Annotated in this window: 3 protein-coding genes; all 3 read left to right on the top strand. The window is 72.2% G+C overall.

What is annotated here, in order from left to right:
• Positions 1-307: hypothetical protein (locus tag AB8Z75_RS33900; protein ID WP_369208819.1), on the top strand; the 307-nt coding region annotated here is incomplete at its 5' end.
• 140 nt (positions 308-447) lie between these two features.
• The gene (locus AB8Z75_RS33895) at positions 448-1,875 is read left to right on the top strand and encodes an aspartate aminotransferase family protein (protein ID WP_369208818.1); all 1,428 of its coding nucleotides are present in this window, start codon (positions 448-450) and stop codon (positions 1,873-1,875) included.
• Between the two features lie 53 nt (positions 1,876-1,928).
• Positions 1,929-2,161: GntR family transcriptional regulator (locus AB8Z75_RS33890; RefSeq protein ID WP_369208821.1), on the top strand; the 233-nt coding region annotated here is incomplete at its 3' end.

Genomic DNA, 2,161 nt, shown 5'->3' with positions numbered 1-2,161 from the left:
CCACACGCCCACCGCGTCGCCCTCCCGCTCCGCGGCCCCCGTCACGCGCACCGTGCGCTTCCCCGACGGATTGGGCACCGCACTCGCGGAGTGCCGCACCGACGCCCGTACCGTCAAGCTGCTGAGCTGGACCCCCGCCGAGGGCTACAGCGCCGACGACGTCGAGCCCGGTCCGGCCTCGACGGCCACCGTCGAGCTCGAACCCGCCGACGACGAGGCGAGCGACCTCGTCGTCAGCCTCCGCTGCTCCGACGGGGAACCGCACGCCGCGGTCAGGAAGGAAGCGGACGACGAGGACGACGACTGACGTCGTCGCACTGCTGAGCGGTGGCCGCCGTCCGCCCAGGTCCGCGCCCTCCCGCGCGCACGTGAGGCGGGCGACACTACGCTGGCTGTCACCCTCATGGGGGTCCTCCCGCAACACGCGAGCGAACCGAGGTACCGATCGTGACGACGCACCACTCCTCCTCCCAAGCCACCGCCGGCGGCACCGCCGTCCCGGGCCTGCCCGACCCGGCCGCAGGCCGTGCCGTGCACGCCACCGACCGGGCACACGTGTTCCACTCCTGGTCGGCGCAGGGGCAGATCGACCCGCTGGCGGTCGCGGGCGCGGAGGGTTCCTTCTTCTGGGACTACGAGGGGAACCGGTACCTCGACTTCACCAGCGGCCTGGTCTTCACCAACATCGGCTACGCGCACCCCAAGGTCGTCGCGGCGATCCAGGAGCAGGCGGCGCAGATGTGCACCTTCGCGCCTGCCTTCGCGATCGAGGCGCGCTCCGAGGCCGCCCGGCTGATCGCCGAGCGGACCCCCGGCGACCTCGACAAGATCTTCTTCACCAACGGCGGCGCCGACGCCGTCGAGCACGCGATCCGCATGGCCCGCGTCCACACCGGCAGGCCCAAGGTGCTGTCCGCGTACCGCTCGTACCACGGCGGCACCGAGCAGGCGATCAACATCACCGGCGACCCGCGCCGCTGGGCGTCGGACACCGGCACCGCCGGAGTCGTCCACTTCCACGCCCCGCACCTGTACCGCACGCAGTTCTACGCTCAGACCGAGGAACAGGAGTGCGAGCGCGCGCTGGCCCACCTGGAGCAGACGCTCGTCTACGAGGGCCCGCACACCGTCGCCGCCGTCATCCTGGAGACCATCCCCGGCACCGCCGGGATCATGATGCCGCCGCCCGGCTACCTGGCCGGTGTCCGCGCGCTCTGCGACAAGTACGGCCTCGTCTTCGTCCTCGACGAGGTGATGGCCGGGTTCGGCCGCACCGGCACCTGGTTCGCCGCCGACCTCTACGACGCCGTACCCGACCTGATGACCTTCGCCAAGGGCGTCAACTCCGGATACGTTCCGCTCGGCGGCGTCGCGATCTCCGAGAAGATCGCCGAAACCTTCGAGAGCCGCCCCTACCCCGGCGGCCTCACCTACTCGGGACACCCGCTCGCGTGCGGCGCCGCCGTCGCCACCCTGAAGGTGATGGCCGAGGAGGGCATCGTCGAGCACGCCGCCCACCTCGGCGAGAACGTCATCGGGCCCGCGCTGCGCGACATGGCCGAGCGCCACCCGTCCGTCGGCGAGGTGCGCGGCACCGGCGTGTTCTGGGCGCTCGACCTGGTGCGCGACAAGGAGACCCGCGAGCCGCTGGTCCCCTACAACGCCACCGGGGCCGACAACGCCCCCATGGCCGACTTCGCCGCCACCGCCAAGCGCGGCGGCCTGTGGCCCTTCGTCAACATGAACCGCACCCACGTCGTGCCGCCGTGCACCATCACCGAGGCCGAACTCAAGGACGGTCTGGGCGTGCTGGACGAGGCGCTCACCGCGGCCGACGCCCACACCACCGCCGCCTCGGGGGGCGCGGGCGCGTGATACGACGCAGCACCCTGCGCTCGCAGATCGCCGCCGCGCTGCGCGACGAGATCATGGCCGGACGGCTCGCCACGGGCCGCGACTTCACGGTCAAGGAGATCGCCGAGCAGTACGGCGTCTCGGCGACACCCGTACGCGAGGCGCTGGTCGATCTCGCGGCGCAGGGGCTGCTCGACGTCGAACACCACCGCGGCTTCCGCGTCCACGAGTTCACCCTCGCGGACTACCGCGCGATGTGCGAGGCACGGCAACTGGTCGTGGACGGCCTCTTCCACCGCGCCCCCAC

Source organism: Streptomyces sp. PU-14G (assembly GCF_041028275.1).
Lineage (GTDB): Bacteria > Actinomycetota > Actinomycetes > Streptomycetales > Streptomycetaceae > Streptomyces.
This window is presented reverse-complemented; position numbering and strand designations above follow the sequence as displayed.